The sequence below is a fragment of the Allobosea sp. ASV33 genome (genome assembly GCF_016428755.1).
In the GTDB taxonomy this organism is placed as follows: Bacteria; Pseudomonadota; Alphaproteobacteria; order Rhizobiales; family Beijerinckiaceae; genus Allobosea.
This window is the reverse complement of sequence record NZ_JAELTI010000001.1, coordinates 94,365-108,751: the sequence shown is the minus strand read 5'-3', so window position 1 is coordinate 108,751 and position 14,387 is coordinate 94,365. Positions and strand designations below refer to the sequence as shown.

Below are 14,387 nucleotides of genomic sequence, written 5' to 3'. Positions count from 1 at the left end.
CGACGTATCTCGGCACCGTGGCCCTCCTTTGCGATTCATCGGAATAAATATGAACGTTGAAACCACCAAGAGCGATCTCTTGCCAACCGTATCCTCGACGCCCGCGCGGATCCTTGCAGGCGCAGCCGAGAACGATTTCGGCAAGCTATGGTTCGGCTATTTGGCGCGAACTGTACTGACCTTCATGTTCTGGTCCAGCGGCCTGGCTAAACTTTTCGACTTCGATGCAGGGCTCGCGGAAATGCGGCATTTCGGTCTGGTGCCGGAAGTCCTTTTCTATTTTGCGACGGTGATCACCCTGCTCCTCGGCTCGATCCTCGTCATCCTCGATCGGTGGACGTGGATGGCTGCCGGGGCTTTGGCCGCTTTCACCGTTTTGACGATCCCGATCGCTCACGATTTCTGGACCATGGAAGAGCCCATGAGCACCATGGAGTTCCATGTGGCGATGGAACACATCACCGTTACGGGCGGCCTTTTCGTCGCAATCTACGCGTCTGCGATCCGGAAGGGGTCTCGTCTGTCAATGCAGGCGTAAACGTTGCGCGGTTTCACCCGGTCACAGCCTTCTGCGCCCAGGGCGTCGAAGCCCGGGGCCCATGATCCATGTTCAAAGGAGGGAGCGAATTGCATGAGCACAGGGTATTTCATCGTGGGGGCGATTTGCCTGCTTGCGGCTGGTTGTAGCTCCGGCGACGCGCGGCTGAGTGCCTTGCGAACAGACATGGCAGGTCGCCAGGCGGCTGCTGAACTGGCGGCGAGCCAGCCCGATGCGAAACCCGAAGATCGGGAACGAGCCCGGGCATATGCCTCTGCGCAATCCTGCATCGATCAGCTTCAGGCGCACACGCAAGGCGTGCGGGCCGCAAATATGGGGGTGAACGCGGCCGTCGCCGGCATCGGCTTCGCGGGGCCGGGCGGAGCGCTTGCGGCGCGGGCAATGGGGCCGATGCATGGCTTCGTTCTGCGGAACCAGGGCGAGTTCAAAGTCGCCTGTTATTGAACATCTATCAAACCATTTGAGGTCGTCATTTGCGCGTCAATCCAGAAGGCCCTCGTGCTTCATTTGTATCGCTATTCGTGGCCGCGGCTGCGCTAGCCGGTTGCCAGAGCACGCAATCCAATTTTCAAGGTTCGAACTTCTCAAGCGAGACAAGAGCCTTGGAGAAACAATTGAACGCTGAGGCAACGGCATTTGGTGCCGTTCAAGGCGCGACCAGCCTTGCCGCCAGCGCAGATCCGACAGGCCTCTCTAGTTTCGCCAAAGCTCCCGTTGCGCTGGCCGCGCGAAACGCGCTGGCAAAAAGCGCCGACGCGCGCATGGATGCACAGTTGGCTCGTGACGAACAGGCGCTGTACCGCCGTTACGGCATGAATCCGGATGGGACACCGTCCGGCAAACGGCCTGCAGGAAGCAACTGACGTTCGGCATATTCAAAATTCAATGCGGCTTCCAGGCAGGTTGCTGCGGGCCTGAAGCCTCCAAGGGAGTGCCGTAGGATTAGGACGTGGTTATGGATCAATGCACGCTCTTGCTGATCGAAGAGAGTCTCGATCAACTGGACTCCGTTTCCGATGGCGTCGACACGATGTTCGCTCATCGACTTCTGGATGCGTATCCCGAAGTGTATCGGCTGTTTGCAATGGATCTGGAGCCGCAGGCAAGGAAGCTTCTGCCGACACTGAGGCTGGTGCTGGACGAGATTCCGCGATTTGGAGCTTTGCTTCCGTCGGTTCGAGATTTGGCGTACTCCCGCAAAATCTGCCGCATGATCGATGCTCATTACCAACCGATCAGCGAGACCTTGCTTTGGACGTTGCGACGCAGCCTCGGATGCCGTTTCACGAATGAGGTCGAGCGAGCCTGGCGCGAAATGCTCCTCATGCAGTGATCAACACCTATAACGCAGAGGTCAACGGGGCAAACCCAATGAAGGGCCGCTGCCTTTGGAAACAAATAACGTGATGTGAGTGCGTCGCGAGGAAAGACAATATGACACTTCATGATGCAAATAGAGGAGTGGCCCTTCCGCTCTTCTACAAGGACCCGGTGCTTCTGCGCTTCGAGGACCACGGTGACGTCGGGCTCGTGCCGGCCGCCGGATACGGCTTCGCGCGTGAAGCCGTTGCGATACCGCTGTCGACCGGGGAGTTTCCCGTGGTGATGCGGCATTACCCGATCGTCATCGCGATGGATGATCAGGCCTCGCCGATCGCGCTCGTCGCCATCCGTAAGGAACACAATCTCTTCGTCGAGCGGGACGGGAGCTGGCGGGCGGGGAGCTACGTGCCGGCCTATGTGCGGCGCTATCCGTTCATCGTGATGGAGACGCCGGACGGAGAGCAGCAGCTCCTCACCGTCGACCGCGGGAGCGATCGCTTCGTGGCCTCCGCCAGCGCCCGGGAGGACGCGCAGCGCGTTTTTGACGACGCGGGCCGGCCGACACCCATGGCGCAGAACGCGATGGCCTTCTGCCATGCGTTCCATGTCGACTATGCCGCCACGGTCGCCTTCGGCCGGGCGCTGATCGCCGCCGGCATCCTCGAGCCCTATCACGCCGATTTCCGCCTGCCGGATGGGACGCAGCATCAGCTCAACGGCTTCTTTGCAGTCAACGAGAAGGCCTTCCGCGCGCTCCCGGAGAAGACCGTCGCCGAATGGCACGCGAAGGGCTGGCTCAGCCTCGTCACCCTCCATCTCGCTTCTCTGCAGAGCTTCCAGGCCCTGCTCGATCTCAATGCGCAGCGCGCGAACGAACGAAAGGCGCTCGCATGATGCGCAAGCAGGCACGTTTCCTTGGCCTATCCTCCCTCGCAGCACTCCTGGTTGCCGGCGGTGTGACCGGCTGGCTGGCCTCGGAAGGCGCGATCTCGACGCCGAGCTTTGTGGCATCGGCAACGGAGATCCACGACGATCCGGCACCGCCGCGCTTCGAGATCGCGCAGGCGCAGTCGACCGGACAGGCTGGCGCCGGCGGCGCAGCGGCAGGACTGCCGGGCGGCGCCTCGTCGCTCAACGAGACCTATAAGGACTGGCGTGTCGCCTGCGCCCAGCAGGGCAATCAGAAGCGTTGCGTGCTGAGCCAGGTTCAGGCGCAGCAGAATGGCCAGCGCGTGCTCGCCATCGAGCTCAACGCCCCAAGCGGCAACATGGTGGCCGGCACGCTCGTCCTGCCGTTCGGGCTGGCGCTCGATGCTGGCGCGTCGTTTCAGATCGATGAGAAGCCGGCCATGCAGCCGGTGCGCTTCCGCACCTGCATGCCGGGTGGCTGCCTCGTCTCGGTCAGCTTCGACGCGGCGACGATCGTCGCCCTGCGTTCCGGCACGGCCCTCAAGATCAAGGCGACGGCCGATGGGGGCGCCGCCGCGCCGTTCTCGGTCTCGCTTCAAGGCCTTGCCACCGCCCTCGATCGTGTCGCGGCGTTATCGCGTTGACGTTGGGTGCCGCTGCAAGACAAGAGCGAGGCGCGCTGCGGCCCCGCCAAAGATGCTCGACAATGTTGTTGACATCAATCTCTACACGATCCCGGAAGCGCGCCGCTCGAACAGGCGCCATCGACCGGTCGGGTTCGGCATCATGGGTTTCCAGGACGCGCTCCAGACACTGCGCTTGGCCGCGGCGTCAGACGACACGGTCGCCTTCGCCGACATCTCGATGGAACGATCAGCTTCAACGCGATTTCGGCCTCGGTCGATCTGGCCGCCGAGCGCGGCCGCTAGAGTGCTAAGCGTCTGCCGGAATGTCTCGTATCGGGCAGATGCTTAAGGTCGGCTCCTGGCGTTAGCTCGCCGTCGGCGCTTGGCGGTACTGATTGATCCACGACTACCTGCGCTTCCTCCCGATCGCTAGATCAATTTGTCCAGCGTGATCGGAAGGTCGCGAACACGCTTTCCCGTCGCGTTGAAGATCGCGTTTGCAACGGCGGCCCCGGTGCCGGTGATGCCGATCTCGCCCACGCCGCGTGCCCCCATGGGGGTGTGGGGGTCGGGAATATCGGTCCAGATCACGTCGATGTCCGGCACGTCGAGATGTACCGGGACATGGTACTCTGCAAGGCTTGGGTTCATCACCCGGCCCTTGCGCTCGTCGAACTGGGTTTCCTCCATCAGGGCTAGGCCCAGCCCCATGATGATTCCGCCGCGGAACTGGCTGGCTGCCGTCTTGGGATTGAGGATGCGGCCGCAATCAAAGGAACCAAGGAAGCGCGACACGCGCCCCGGCGTGCAGTAGCCGCACTGGAAGCCGTCATGGTCGATAAAGGCTTGTTGCAGCGGCGCCAGTGAGGCGAGCGTCCCGAGCCCCTCAACCGTCGTGATCTCGCGGCCCTCATACTGCACAGCAAGCCCCAAACAGGCGTTGATCCGCTCGCCATCTACGAGCACGGTACAAGCGCCGCAGGCCCCCTGGTTGCACCCTTTTTCGAGCCGGTCAGCCCGAGATGATCGCGCAGGATATCGAGGAGCGAGGTGCGCAGATCGGCTTCCACCTCGACGGAGTTGCCGTTGATGTTAAATCGCATGCTGCGCTCCCGGGTCGAACTTTTGTTCATTCCAGTTCGCAAACGCGGGGGAAGCCAATCGGTTCACGCAACAATCGGCGGTCCTTCGGATCGCTGTCTGATCGGCCTGAACACCATCAGGGGCGATCATTGGGTAGATGGCGTGCCGCGGCTCCCTCAGGTGCATCAGTTCAACAAATACAGTTTCGTTCTTACGGAAACATAGAAGGCGCGAGAGCTGCAGGGACTGCGGCCAGCCCTGCCACGAGCGCCTCAGTGCCTTACGCACTTTTGAGGTGGAACAGCTCCCTCTTATCGGAAGAATGGCGCACTTATGGGATGCGCAACAAATGCAGCCTGTACGGGGGACGCTCGCGTTCGGATATCGAATCCTACGATGGGCGATCCAGACCCCTGCTAGCCACGAAAGGCCGTCAACAGGTCGCTGATGCGCTGTGGTGACGCACCGTACCTCATAGCCAGCGCTGTCAGAATCCGCGCTTTTCGTCCATCGATCCAGCCGCTGTCGACAAGGCCCTTTCCCAACAGATCCATCTCGCTGCCCGGAAAGCCGTAGGTGTTTCGCAGTACCTGTCCAGCCCCTGTCCGCGAGGCCAAGATCACAGGCTTCTCGGCTGCGATACCTGCGAGCACGACGGCCACCTCGGGGCCGCAATGACCGCCTCCGAGCGCCTCGACGACGAGCGCGTCGACGTCCGTTTCAGCCACGGCCTTGAGGGTTCGGATATCGAAATCGAGCGTCAGCGTCAGAAGCGGGACATGGGCGGGACGCGGGTCCGGAAGCCGCGCGATACAAGGCCCTTTGGGAAGCCTTAGCGGAACAACGACCGCGCCCTCCGATAGCCATCCGAGCTTGCCTGCATTTGGGGAGACGAAGGCTGCAACATTGGTCGTGTGCTGCTTGGTGACGAAACGCGCGGCGTGAAGCTCGTCATTGAACACGACGAGGACGCCGAGATCGCGCGCAACGGGCGAGCGAGCAACGTGAACCGCGGCGAGGAGATTGGCAGGACCATCTGCCCCGGCCAGCGAGGGATTGCGCATCGCTCCCGTCACTACCACGGGCCGAGAGAGGTCTAGGAGCAGATCGAGGGCAAAGGCTACATCCTCGATCGTGTCGGTTCCCTGGGTGACGACGACCCCTGTGGCCCCACGCTCGCAGGCCTTTTGAATCTGACCGGCGAGGCTCTCGATGTCGTCGAATGTCAGGTGGGCACCAGGCTTCTGCCTGAAGCTCACTGCGTCGAGGTCGAAGGCCGCCAAAGCGGGAACGGCCTTGACCAGATCGTTCGCATCGAGCCGCGGGACGGCTCCGCTGTCGACCCCCGGCACCATGGCGATGGTTCCGCCCAATGCGAAAATGGCAACCTTGCCGGTGAGATCCTGATCGGGCGAAGTCACGGGCCTATCCCGCCCGCACCGATGGCCGCGCCACTTGATCGGCATTTGACAGGATATCGGTGGTGCCGAACATCTCGACGAACTCCACGACATAGTCGCACAGTTTGTCGAAGGCGACTTGGCCGCGCTCGGCGCTGCTGTTGGTCACGTCGGCCCAGGCACCGCTGGCGTTGACCTCCTTCGAAAGGGGGAACAGCCCGACCTTGCTGGCCTTGAAGGCGAATTTCGATGATCCCAGCGGCTGCAACCCGGCGACGCTATTGAGCCCCGGCGGAAACCGCGCATCGAGCCTGATATCATCGCCCTGGAGATGAGCGATCAGGGACATGAGGGGCTCGCCACCATGGCCCGTCGCCCATTTGCCATCGCCCTTGAAGGCTTCGCCGGCGACGTCGCGGGTGATTTCCAGGGGGTCGAGCAGCGCCAGATCGGCCAGGGCTTCGCGCCGCATCTTGCGGCCGATGATTTCCAGCGGCTGGATATTCTGCCGATGGCAATTGAACATGACGATCTTGGTGAAACCGTTTCTGACCGCCTCGCGCACCACCGTTTCGACGAGCTGCGAGAAGATGGGTTCCGACAGGGTGAAGGTGCCGGGCAATGAATCGTGCATTTCCGACAGCCCGTAATGCAGGGTCGGCATAACGAGAGCGTTCGTGCGCGCCGCAACGGCGAGAGCGAGCTTTTCGGCAATGATGAAGTCGCATCCAAGCAGTTGGTGCGGCCCGTTGCTTTCCACGGTGCCGATCGGCAGCAGCAGAACGCTGCCGGACTGTGCGGCGCTCAAGACTTCGATGTTGGTGAGGTGGGAGAGCGAGGTCTTTTTCACGCCGCCTTCTCCTGCTTCGCCGAGATCGTCCTGGCGAGCGCGGCCTGGGCCGCCAGCGCCGACATGATGATGCCGCTCGGCGTAGCGTTGAGCATCACGCCGCCGCCCTTCGCGAAGGACCGGTAGACCGCCTCGTCGGGCAGGTGCCCCTGGACGCTGTGCCCCGTGAATTTGCCTGCGGCCTTCGCCCTGGCGAAGACCGACGCTTCGATCGCCTTCACATCGCTCATCGGCGGCATGTTCATCGATTGGCGCAGGTCCTTGGCCCCGCAATCCACGAAATCGAGCAGCGGTTCGGCCAGGATGGCCTCGAGGTTGTCGATCGCCTCGGATTCTTCGATGATCACACCCACCAGAAGCTCCGCGTTGACCTCCTTCATCCAGCTGTCTTCCTCGGTTTCGAAACCGAAGCGTCCGGACCGGCCGAGCGCATAGACCGTTCGCGTCCCATGGGGGTAATAATAGAGCGCATCGGTCAGCTCGCGCACGTCCGCGGCGGTCTTCACCCGCGCCAGATTGAAGCCTTGCGCGCCGGCCGACAGCATCGGGTCGATCATGTGCATCGAAGAGCGGCCGAGCCGCACGATCGGGGTCATGCCGCACAGCAGGGTCGTCTGGACCAGCTCGGCGGCCTCCCGCACCGTGAACGGCTCGTGCTCTGCGTCGACGACGACGTAGTCGCAGCCGGCAATTCCGGCCATCTCGACGATCTCGGTCGAATGCAGCCGCATGACCGCGCCGAAACATGTCGCGCCCTGCGCCAGCTTCTTTTTGAGCGAATTGCTGAATGGGACAGGCATTGTCTTTCCTTTTTCTCTTAGTCTCTTGAAACCAGCCAGCCATCGGCTTTCGACCAGCAGGCGAATTTTGACGCCGAGGGCGCGATCGCCGGGGCGGATGCGGGAAGCATCGCGTCCAACGACACGCCCCCGAGATCGAGTGCGTACTCGGTCGAGGTCCCGAGAAAGACGCTGTCCGTGATCTGCACCCGGCAACCGTTCTCGCCGGGTTCGACCGCGTCGCGCAGCCGGATCTGATTGGCGCGCAGCGCCAGAAGCGCCCTGGCGCCGACGGTGGGCCGGTAGTCGAGAGCCTGGCCGGCGATGACGATCTCTCCGGTGGCTTCGACCCGGCAACGATGTTCCGTCGCGCCGATCGCTTCGACGACGACCGGCAACACCGACGAGCCGCCGATGAAGTCCAAAGCGAAGCGCGAGGCCGGCTTCATGTAGATGCGCCTGGGATCGCCTATGTCGGCGAATACGCCGGTGGACATCACGGCGATCCGGTCCGACATCGCCAGCGCCTCTTCCTGATCATGCGTCACGAAGATCGTCGCGACGCCCATCAGGCGTTGAATCCGCCGCAGCTCCGTCTGCATCCGCACCCGAAGGTGACGATCGAGGGCCGCGAACGGCTCGTCGAGCAGCAACAGGGCAGGCTTGGGAGCCAGGGCCCGGGCCAGCGCGACACGCTGGCGCTGCCCCCCGCTCAGGGCGCCCGGAAGCCTATCGCCGAAGCCGGACAGCCCGACGAGCTCGATCATCTCGGCGACGCGTTGCGCGATCTCGCTGCTCGCCCTGCCGCGCATCTCGAGCCCGTAGCCGATGTTGCGCGACACGGTCATATGCGGAAAAAGTGCGTAATCCTGAAAGACGACGCCCATTTCGCGGCGATGCGGCGGCACGCCGTTGAGGGTCTTGCCGTTGACGACGATCTCCCCGCTCAGCGGGTTTTCTAGCCCCGCGATCAACCGCAACGTGGTCGATTTCCCGCAGCCGCTGGGGCCGAGCAGGGAAATGAACTCGCCGGGAGCGACGGAGAGGTCGATGCCGTTGACAACCGGCTCGCCACCATAGGAGGCGACGAGGCGTCGCAACTCCAGGGCTGGGACCGAATTCTTCGACGCCGTCATCGCGCGACTTCGCTGTTGAAGAGCTTGGTCAGCTCGGCGATCTGCTTTTGAGGCAGCTCGGGCAACAGAGCCAGTTTCTCGATCTGCTCCGGCTTCGGCACGATCCGCTTCATCGCCTCGGGGATATCGATTACGGCTCGTCGGTTCACCGGCGCCGAGCCGATCTCCGACGCCCACAGGCTCTGGATCTCGGGCGACAGCATGATGTCGATATAGGCGTTGGCGATCTCCGGGACCGGGGAGCCCTTCACCGGAACGAGGCAGTTCAGGCTGTAGAAGGCGCCTTGCGTCGGCACGATGCAATCGAGCGGCGCGCCCCGGAAGATCCAGTCCGTCATGAAGCGGGTCTTGTTGAAACACACGCCGACATCGCCATTGGCGAGAAGCGGCATGACCTCCTGCGAGCGGGTGTAGATCATCTTGATCTGGTCGCGGAACCGCCCGAGATAGCGCACGCCCGCTTCCAGATCGTTCATCGCTTCGGTGATGCTCTTGCCGGAACTGGCTGCCGACGCCGCGGCCAGAAATTCGAGGCCGATATTCGACCCGGCTGCCGGAACCGCCGTGGTCCTGACCTTGGCAGGGTCGAAAATGTCGGCATAGCTCTGGGGCGCTTTCGGCCAGAGCGCCGTGTTGTAGGTCAACGTATCCGCGCTGAGAATAAAGCTGACGATGTTGCCGTTCGCGGCGAAGGCTTTGGGAATGACATCGGCCAGATTGGGAATGTTGGCGACGGTCGCAGGCTCGGCAAGCCCCTCCTCCAAGGCTTGGATCGCGAAGCTCAGATCCAGCGTCGCAGCCAGGATGGTCGGTCGGCTGCGCTGCACGCGCATCGTGGACAACACTTGCGAGGACGATGACTGCTGGGTCTTCAACTCGACTTTGAACCGGTCCCGCAAGATTGGGGCGACCCTGGTGAGCACCAGTTTCTCGATCGAGGCGTCAGGCAGAGTCACCAGAACCTGCGTCACTTTTTGACCGAATGCCCGGTTGCCAAGGAACGGCATAGCCAGACCGCCAGCTCCTGCCTTCAGCATGGTCCGGCGTGATGGATTGACCTTTGTCGCGATGGTCATTTCAGTTCCCCTTGTTTTTATGGAAAACGTCACTTGCCGGTGCTGATCAGGTATTTGCCGAACAGGGCGACAAGCACCACGGAGAAGAGGATCAAGGCGGAAGAGACAGCCATCAGCACCGGGCTCAGTGCCTGCTCCGCCTGGTTGTAGAGAACCACCGGCAGGGGTGGTGTCAGCGGATCCTGCAGGAATGCTGAGACGTTGTAGTTGTCGAAGGAAATCAGGAAGGCGAACAGCGCGGCCGACAGCACGCTCGGCATCGCGATCGGCGCCAGGATCGTCCGGAAGGCCTGCCAGGGATTGGCGCCCAGGGTCCGACTTGCCGCCCAGAGATTGCGGTCGAAAGTCTCCAGAGCGGGCAGGATGCTGCGTAGCGCATAGGGGAAGCTGATGATGAGGTGGCCGATCACCAGCCCCGTGAAATAGTCGGCGGTCCAGAAGGCGCTGAAGAAGAGCATCAGCGCGAGGCCGACCACGATCGAGGGCAGCACGAGCGGCAGCATCAGAAAGCTCGTAATCAGCGCTCGGCCGGGAATGACCCGCAGCGTGAGTCCGATCGCGCTCAGGAGGGCCAGCGCCACGGACATTGCGGTGACGATCAGCGACAGCTTCAGACTGTAGATCAGCGAGGCGATCAGCCCCGGAACCTCGTCGAACGCCGTGTACCAATGAAGGGTGAAGCCCTGGGGCGGAAAGCGGGCATAGGCGGTCTCCCCGAAGGATGAGACGATCACGGCCAGCATCGGCAGCACGAGAATAACGGCACCGAACGAAGTGGCAGCGTAGCGGAAGGCGTCGCCGAACGAGACGTCGGCCAGCCGGGATCTGCTGCTATCTTGGCGCATAGAAGCCTGCCTTCCTGTCGAGCCACGTCTGGTAGGCGGTCATCGTCACGATCACGATGACGAGCAGAACCACGGCGATCACCGAACCCGTGATCCAGTTGGCGAGATTGAACATCTGCTGCCCGAGCAGGGTCGTGAGCATCAGGTAGCCTTGCCCGCCCAGCAGGCCCGGCGTGACGAAAGCGGTCATGTTCAGCGTGAAGGCGACGATCGTGCCCGCCGCGATCGAAGGAACCAGCAGCGGCAAGGTAATCGTGCGGTTGATGCTGACCTTGGTCGCGCCCAGGGTCGATGCCGCCTCGAGCAACCGGCCGTCGAGGCGGGCTATTCCCGCCGCGAGCGGCAAGATCACGAAGGGCATGACGAAGTAGATGTTGCCGATGATCAGCGCCGCCGGGCCATATAGAAACTGGACGGGCTGGGATACGAGGCCCAAGGCCATCAAAAGCTTGTTGAGCGGACCCTCGCGGCCAAGAACCATGATGACGCCGTAAGCGCGCACCACGCCGCTCGTCGTCATCGGCAGCAAGGCCAAGGAGATGAGAACGCGCCGCATTACCGGTCCGCTCTTCGCGACGCTGATGGCATAGGGATAGGCGATCACCAGTGCGATGAGCGCGCTGACGAACGAAATCCAGAGCGATCGCCAGATCACCCGCAGCGATGTCGGATCGGCAAAGAACTCGAAATAGTGTCGCAGCGTGAAACCCGCCCCGTCCAGGACGCTCGGATCCGCCGACGAGACGCTCAGCCTCAGCACCTGGAGCAAAGGCAGGATGTACGTGACGAGCAGCAGCAGGATGGCCGGAAGAACCAGAGCGGCCGAGCCCGACAGGAAGGTTCTCGTTCTTCGCGTGGATGTCTTGAGCGTCGAGGCCATGATCCAGCGCTCCTCTGAGCTCTATCGTTCGCCGTGGAGTTCGATCAGCTCAGCGAGCCATCGCCTGTCGAAGCGGCCTTCGGCGATGTCCTCCAGCAATTGGCGTTCCTTGACGAGCTGCTGAGTGGACTGCTTGAGCACATGCTCTGCCTCGTCCGGACGGATCGCGACCACTCCGTCGACGTCCCCGACGATGATGTCGCCCTGCTGCACCGGCATACCGCCGACCGAAATCGGCTGCCGCACCGTGCCGGGCCCGTTCTTATGCGGGCCGCGGTTCGAGGTTGACCGAGCAAAACAAGGAAACTCAGCCTCGATAAACGCGGCCGCATCGCGAACGGCGCCGTCGATGACGAAACCGGCAATGCCCTTGCTCTGGGCATAGCGCATCATGATCTCACCGATGAGGGCGCCGGTCTCGAGCCCTCCTCCGTCCACGACAATGATGTCGCCCGGCTTGGCCAGATCGAGCGAAAGATGGACGAAGAGGTTGTCGCCGGGTCGGGTCTGCACGGTGAAGGCCCGGCCGACGACCGACTTGGAACCATGCAGCGGCCGAAGGCCGACCGCTCCTCGCAACCTGTCGAGGTTGTCGCCGATCACGGTCGTGGACAGGCCGGAAAAATCGCGGATCAAAGCATCTGAGCTCACGTCGTGCTCCTAGCTGGCTGTTGACAGTCATCCTGAGCCCGCTCACAAACATAAGAAAGCGAAATAATTAGCAGTGTCGATGTCGTAATTTTCCAGTATCGGAAGCCCCCGTGATTACATTCAAACAGGTCGAGGCGTTTCACAGCGTTGTTCGCTTGGGCGGAATCGTGAAGGCGGCCGAACGGCTGAACACGACCGAGTCGACAGTCTCCAAGCGCCTTCAGGAGTTCGAAGCGGCGCTGGGCATGCGTGTGTTCGAGCGCGACGGACGCTCGCTCGTCGCCAGCGCCGAGGGGCGACAGATCCTGCTTTTGTGTGAGAAGCTGCTTGATACGCGAGCCAACATCTTCCGGCTGACCAAGCCCACCCACAAGCACGGCAACGTGCTGCGTCTCGGCATCACCGAGCTGGTCGCCTCGCTTTATCTGAAGCAGCTGATCGACGCGATCGGTGCAGCTTTTCCAGGCCTGCAGATCGATCCTACCGTCGATTGGAACGATATTCTGGTGCAGGGCTTGCGCGACCAGATGCTCGATCTCATCATTTGTCCGTCCTTGCCGATGCGTGCGGGCGAGTTCAACTGCACGATCCTGACCGAGAGCCGCCCGACCTGGATTTGCAGCCCGGGGCTGCTGCCGAGGGGAACAGTCGGTTCACTTGCCGAGCTTGCCGAACTGCCGCTGCTGCTCCAGCCGAACATGTCCCTTTTCCATGAGGCGATCATCAGCTTGTTTCATCAACACGGGCTCTATCCCTCCCGTATCCTGAGCGCGTCCAATCTCTCGGTGCTCCGTGAATTCGCCATCGTCGGCCTGGGTGCGGCGGCATTGCCTCCAGCCTATTGCCGGGCCCAGTTGGCGGCCGGCGAACTGCAGATCATCGAGACGAAGTTCAAGCCTCCGACGCTGCAATATGCCGTCTTCTGCAACAGGACCGTTACAGACCCCACCATCATCAAGGCGACCGACATCGTCGCCAGCATCATCGGCGAAGGCGCTTTCCAGTAACCGAAGCCATGTCGAGCGTCTTCGACCGGTTCCCGATGCTGTTAGTGACCATCGGTCTCGTCAATGCGGTGGAGCGCTGCGCCGGGTCACGATAATTCAGCAGCCCCCATCGAGCGTCTGAACATCGCTAGCGAGCGATCTTCGCATTGAACATCTTGGCTACTGAAGCAACTCTCAAGGGCGTCAGGTCCGGTAGCAGGACGAGACTGTCGATCTGCGCTGGCGTGGGCACGACGTTCTTCAACGCATCGGGGATCTTGCTCTCGGCCTTCAGATTGACCGGAGCCGAGCCGATCTTGGAAGCCAGCCGGCTTTGAATCGCCGGCGAAAGCATCGTGTCGATGAACGCCATCCCCATGTCCAGGCTGGGGCTACCTTTGACCGGCAACAGGCAGTTGAGGCTGTAGAAGGCTCCTTCCTGGGGAACGGTACAGTCGACGGCGGCTTTTCGCTCCATCCAGTCCGTCAGGAACCGTGTCTTTGTGAAACATGAGGACATGTCGCCATTCGCGAGCAGCGGCATCACCTCCTGCGTGCGCGCGTAAATCATCCCGAACTTGTCGCGGTATCGCGCGAGATAGTTGATGCCAGCCTCCAGCTCCAGCGCGGCCTCGACGAGCGGCTTGCCCGTCGCGATCGATGAGAGGATTGCCAGAAATTCGAAACCGATCCCGCCGCTCGGCGATGGGATCGCGGCTTTCGACACCGGGCCATCCCGGAAAACCTCCCGGTAGCTTTTCGGCGCCCCCTGCCAGGCATCCGTGTTGTAGCAAAGCGTGTCAACACTCAGGATAAAGCTTACGATGCTGTCGTCGGCGACCTTCGCCTTGCCCATCACGTCGGCGAGATGAGGGACCCGTCCCACCGACACCGGCTCGACCAGATCTTCCTGAAGCGCCTGGATGGCATAGCTCTGGTCCAATGTGGTGGCGATCAACGTGGGGGCCCGCCGTTGCGCCCGCAGCGTCGACAAGGCCCCGGAGGAGGCGGCAGTCCGGGTTCGGATCGTCGCGCCATATCGCCTCCTCATGATGGGAGCGACGTCATCGATGACGAATTTTTCCAGCGCGGCGTCGGGAACCGAGACCAAAAAGATCGCGTCCTGGGCTACGGCGCGTCGCGACAGGAACGGAACCGTCAGCAATGTAGCGCCGGATGTCTTCAGCAGCCCCCGTCGGGTTGGCTCACGCGCTTCTTTGACAAACATGCCATTCCCTTGAGTTCCAGGTTCTTGGACGATGCATCTTGCGCGGATGGAAGGGC

16 protein-coding genes and 3 pseudogenes are annotated in these 14,387 nt (G+C 62.2%); 8 read left to right on the top strand and 11 right to left on the bottom strand.

The genetic code is table 11. The features are described 5' to 3' along the window. Positions 1-49: 49 nt before the first annotated feature. The 7 genes and pseudogenes from JHD80_RS00505 to JHD80_RS28515 form a co-directional block, all read left to right on the top strand. Entirely contained in the window at positions 50-538 is a 489-nt protein-coding gene (locus JHD80_RS00505) for a DoxX family protein (protein ID WP_199084401.1), read from the top strand. Positions 539-631: 93 nt separating this feature from the next. Continuing rightward, positions 632-1,003 carry a hypothetical protein gene (locus JHD80_RS00500; RefSeq protein ID WP_199084400.1) on the top strand — a complete coding sequence of 124 codons (372 nt, stop codon included), beginning with the start codon at positions 632-634 and terminating at the stop codon, positions 1,001-1,003. Positions 1,004-1,173: 170 nt separating this feature from the next. Next, entirely contained in the window at positions 1,174-1,422 is a 249-nt protein-coding gene (locus tag JHD80_RS00495) for a hypothetical protein (protein WP_199084399.1), read from the top strand. Between the two features lie 110 nt (positions 1,423-1,532). Beyond that, on the top strand, positions 1,533-1,892 hold the full coding sequence (locus JHD80_RS00490; protein ID WP_210339759.1) for a globin family protein: 360 nt from the start codon (positions 1,533-1,535) through the stop codon (positions 1,890-1,892). 128 nt (positions 1,893-2,020) lie between these two features. Next, on the top strand, positions 2,021-2,776 hold the full coding sequence (locus JHD80_RS00485; protein ID WP_199084397.1) for a SapC family protein: 756 nt from the start codon (positions 2,021-2,023) through the stop codon (positions 2,774-2,776). Then, positions 2,773-3,435 (top strand): invasion associated locus B family protein, encoded by a 663-nt coding sequence (locus JHD80_RS00480; RefSeq protein ID WP_248311298.1) that lies wholly within the window; start codon positions 2,773-2,775, stop codon positions 3,433-3,435. Before JHD80_RS00485 ends, JHD80_RS00480 begins: the two co-directional genes overlap by 4 nt. Before the next feature lie 49 nt (positions 3,436-3,484). After that, positions 3,485-3,717, top strand: a pseudogene (locus tag JHD80_RS28515) (hypothetical protein); the annotation flags it as partial. A 129-nt stretch (positions 3,718-3,846) separates the two neighbouring features. Here the strand turns inward: JHD80_RS28515 and JHD80_RS00470 are convergent. The 10 genes and pseudogenes from JHD80_RS00470 to JHD80_RS00425 all read right to left on the bottom strand — a co-directional run. Further along, positions 3,847-4,215 (bottom strand): annotated as a pseudogene (locus tag JHD80_RS00470) (xanthine dehydrogenase family protein molybdopterin-binding subunit); the annotation flags it as partial. Continuing rightward, positions 4,210-4,520 (bottom strand): annotated as a pseudogene (locus JHD80_RS29360) ((2Fe-2S)-binding protein); the annotation flags it as partial. The pseudogenes JHD80_RS29360 and JHD80_RS00470, both read right to left, overlap by 6 nt. A 396-nt stretch (positions 4,521-4,916) precedes the next feature. Beyond that, positions 4,917-5,921 carry an asparaginase domain-containing protein gene (locus JHD80_RS00460; RefSeq protein WP_199084396.1) on the bottom strand — a complete coding sequence of 335 codons (1,005 nt, stop codon included), beginning with the start codon at positions 5,919-5,921 and terminating at the stop codon, positions 4,917-4,919. 4 nt (positions 5,922-5,925) lie between these two features. Continuing rightward, positions 5,926-6,750 carry a creatininase family protein gene (locus JHD80_RS00455; RefSeq protein ID WP_199084395.1) on the bottom strand — a complete coding sequence of 275 codons (825 nt, stop codon included), beginning with the start codon at positions 6,748-6,750 and terminating at the stop codon, positions 5,926-5,928. Further along, a complete protein-coding gene (locus tag JHD80_RS00450) occupies positions 6,747-7,481 on the bottom strand; it encodes an HpcH/HpaI aldolase family protein (protein WP_349237185.1) in 735 nt (244 codons plus the stop codon). Before JHD80_RS00450 ends, JHD80_RS00455 begins: the two co-directional genes overlap by 4 nt. Before the next feature lie 86 nt (positions 7,482-7,567). Then, positions 7,568-8,665 carry an ABC transporter ATP-binding protein gene (locus JHD80_RS00445; protein ID WP_199084393.1) on the bottom strand — a complete coding sequence of 366 codons (1,098 nt, stop codon included), beginning with the start codon at positions 8,663-8,665 and terminating at the stop codon, positions 7,568-7,570. Beyond that, a complete protein-coding gene (locus JHD80_RS00440; RefSeq protein WP_199084392.1) occupies positions 8,662-9,774 on the bottom strand; it encodes an extracellular solute-binding protein in 1,113 nt (370 codons plus the stop codon). The genes JHD80_RS00445 and JHD80_RS00440 overlap by 4 nt, the downstream gene beginning before the upstream one ends. Then, the gene (locus tag JHD80_RS00435) at positions 9,771-10,586 is read right to left on the bottom strand and encodes an ABC transporter permease (protein WP_199084391.1); all 816 of its coding nucleotides are present in this window, start codon (positions 10,584-10,586) and stop codon (positions 9,771-9,773) included. Before JHD80_RS00435 ends, JHD80_RS00440 begins: the two co-directional genes overlap by 4 nt. After that, positions 10,573-11,466: an ABC transporter permease gene (locus tag JHD80_RS00430; protein ID WP_199084390.1), complete on the bottom strand. Its 894-nt coding sequence runs from the start codon at positions 11,464-11,466 to the stop codon at positions 10,573-10,575. Before JHD80_RS00430 ends, JHD80_RS00435 begins: the two co-directional genes overlap by 14 nt. Before the next feature lie 21 nt (positions 11,467-11,487). Continuing rightward, positions 11,488-12,117 carry an RraA family protein gene (locus JHD80_RS00425; protein WP_199084389.1) on the bottom strand — a complete coding sequence of 210 codons (630 nt, stop codon included), beginning with the start codon at positions 12,115-12,117 and terminating at the stop codon, positions 11,488-11,490. A gap of 110 nt (positions 12,118-12,227) precedes the next feature. Between JHD80_RS00425 and JHD80_RS00420 the strand changes: the two genes are divergently transcribed. Beyond that, complete coding sequence (locus tag JHD80_RS00420; RefSeq protein ID WP_199084388.1) at positions 12,228-13,124, top strand: LysR substrate-binding domain-containing protein; 897 nt, start codon at positions 12,228-12,230, stop codon at positions 13,122-13,124. Positions 13,125-13,251: 127 nt separating this feature from the next. Here the strand turns inward: JHD80_RS00420 and JHD80_RS00415 are convergent, their stop codons facing one another. After that, positions 13,252-14,331 carry an ABC transporter substrate-binding protein gene (locus JHD80_RS00415; RefSeq protein ID WP_199084387.1) on the bottom strand — a complete coding sequence of 360 codons (1,080 nt, stop codon included), beginning with the start codon at positions 14,329-14,331 and terminating at the stop codon, positions 13,252-13,254. Positions 14,332-14,387: the final 56 nt, after the last annotated feature.

Excerpts from the sequence above, each read along its gene's own strand:
- JHD80_RS00505 (WP_199084401.1), top strand. The coding sequence starts at position 50 with ATGAACGTTGAAACCACCAAGAGCGATCTCTTGCCAACCGTATCCTCG.
- JHD80_RS00500 (WP_199084400.1), top strand. The coding sequence starts at position 632 with ATGAGCACAGGGTATTTCATCGTGGGGGCGATTTGCCTGCTTGCGGCT.
- JHD80_RS00480 (WP_248311298.1), top strand. The coding sequence starts at position 2,773 with ATGATGCGCAAGCAGGCACGTTTCCTTGGCCTATCCTCCCTCGCAGCA.
- JHD80_RS00450 (WP_349237185.1), bottom strand. The coding sequence starts at position 7,481 with ATGCGGCTGCATTCGACCGAGATCGTCGAGATGGCCGGAATTGCCGGC.
- JHD80_RS00445 (WP_199084393.1), bottom strand. The coding sequence starts at position 8,665 with ATGACGGCGTCGAAGAATTCGGTCCCAGCCCTGGAGTTGCGACGCCTC.
- JHD80_RS00435 (WP_199084391.1), bottom strand. The coding sequence starts at position 10,586 with ATGCGCCAAGATAGCAGCAGATCCCGGCTGGCCGACGTCTCGTTCGGC.
- JHD80_RS00430 (WP_199084390.1), bottom strand. The coding sequence starts at position 11,466 with ATGGCCTCGACGCTCAAGACATCCACGCGAAGAACGAGAACCTTCCTG.
- JHD80_RS00415 (WP_199084387.1), bottom strand. The coding sequence starts at position 14,331 with ATGTTTGTCAAAGAAGCGCGTGAGCCAACCCGACGGGGGCTGCTGAAG.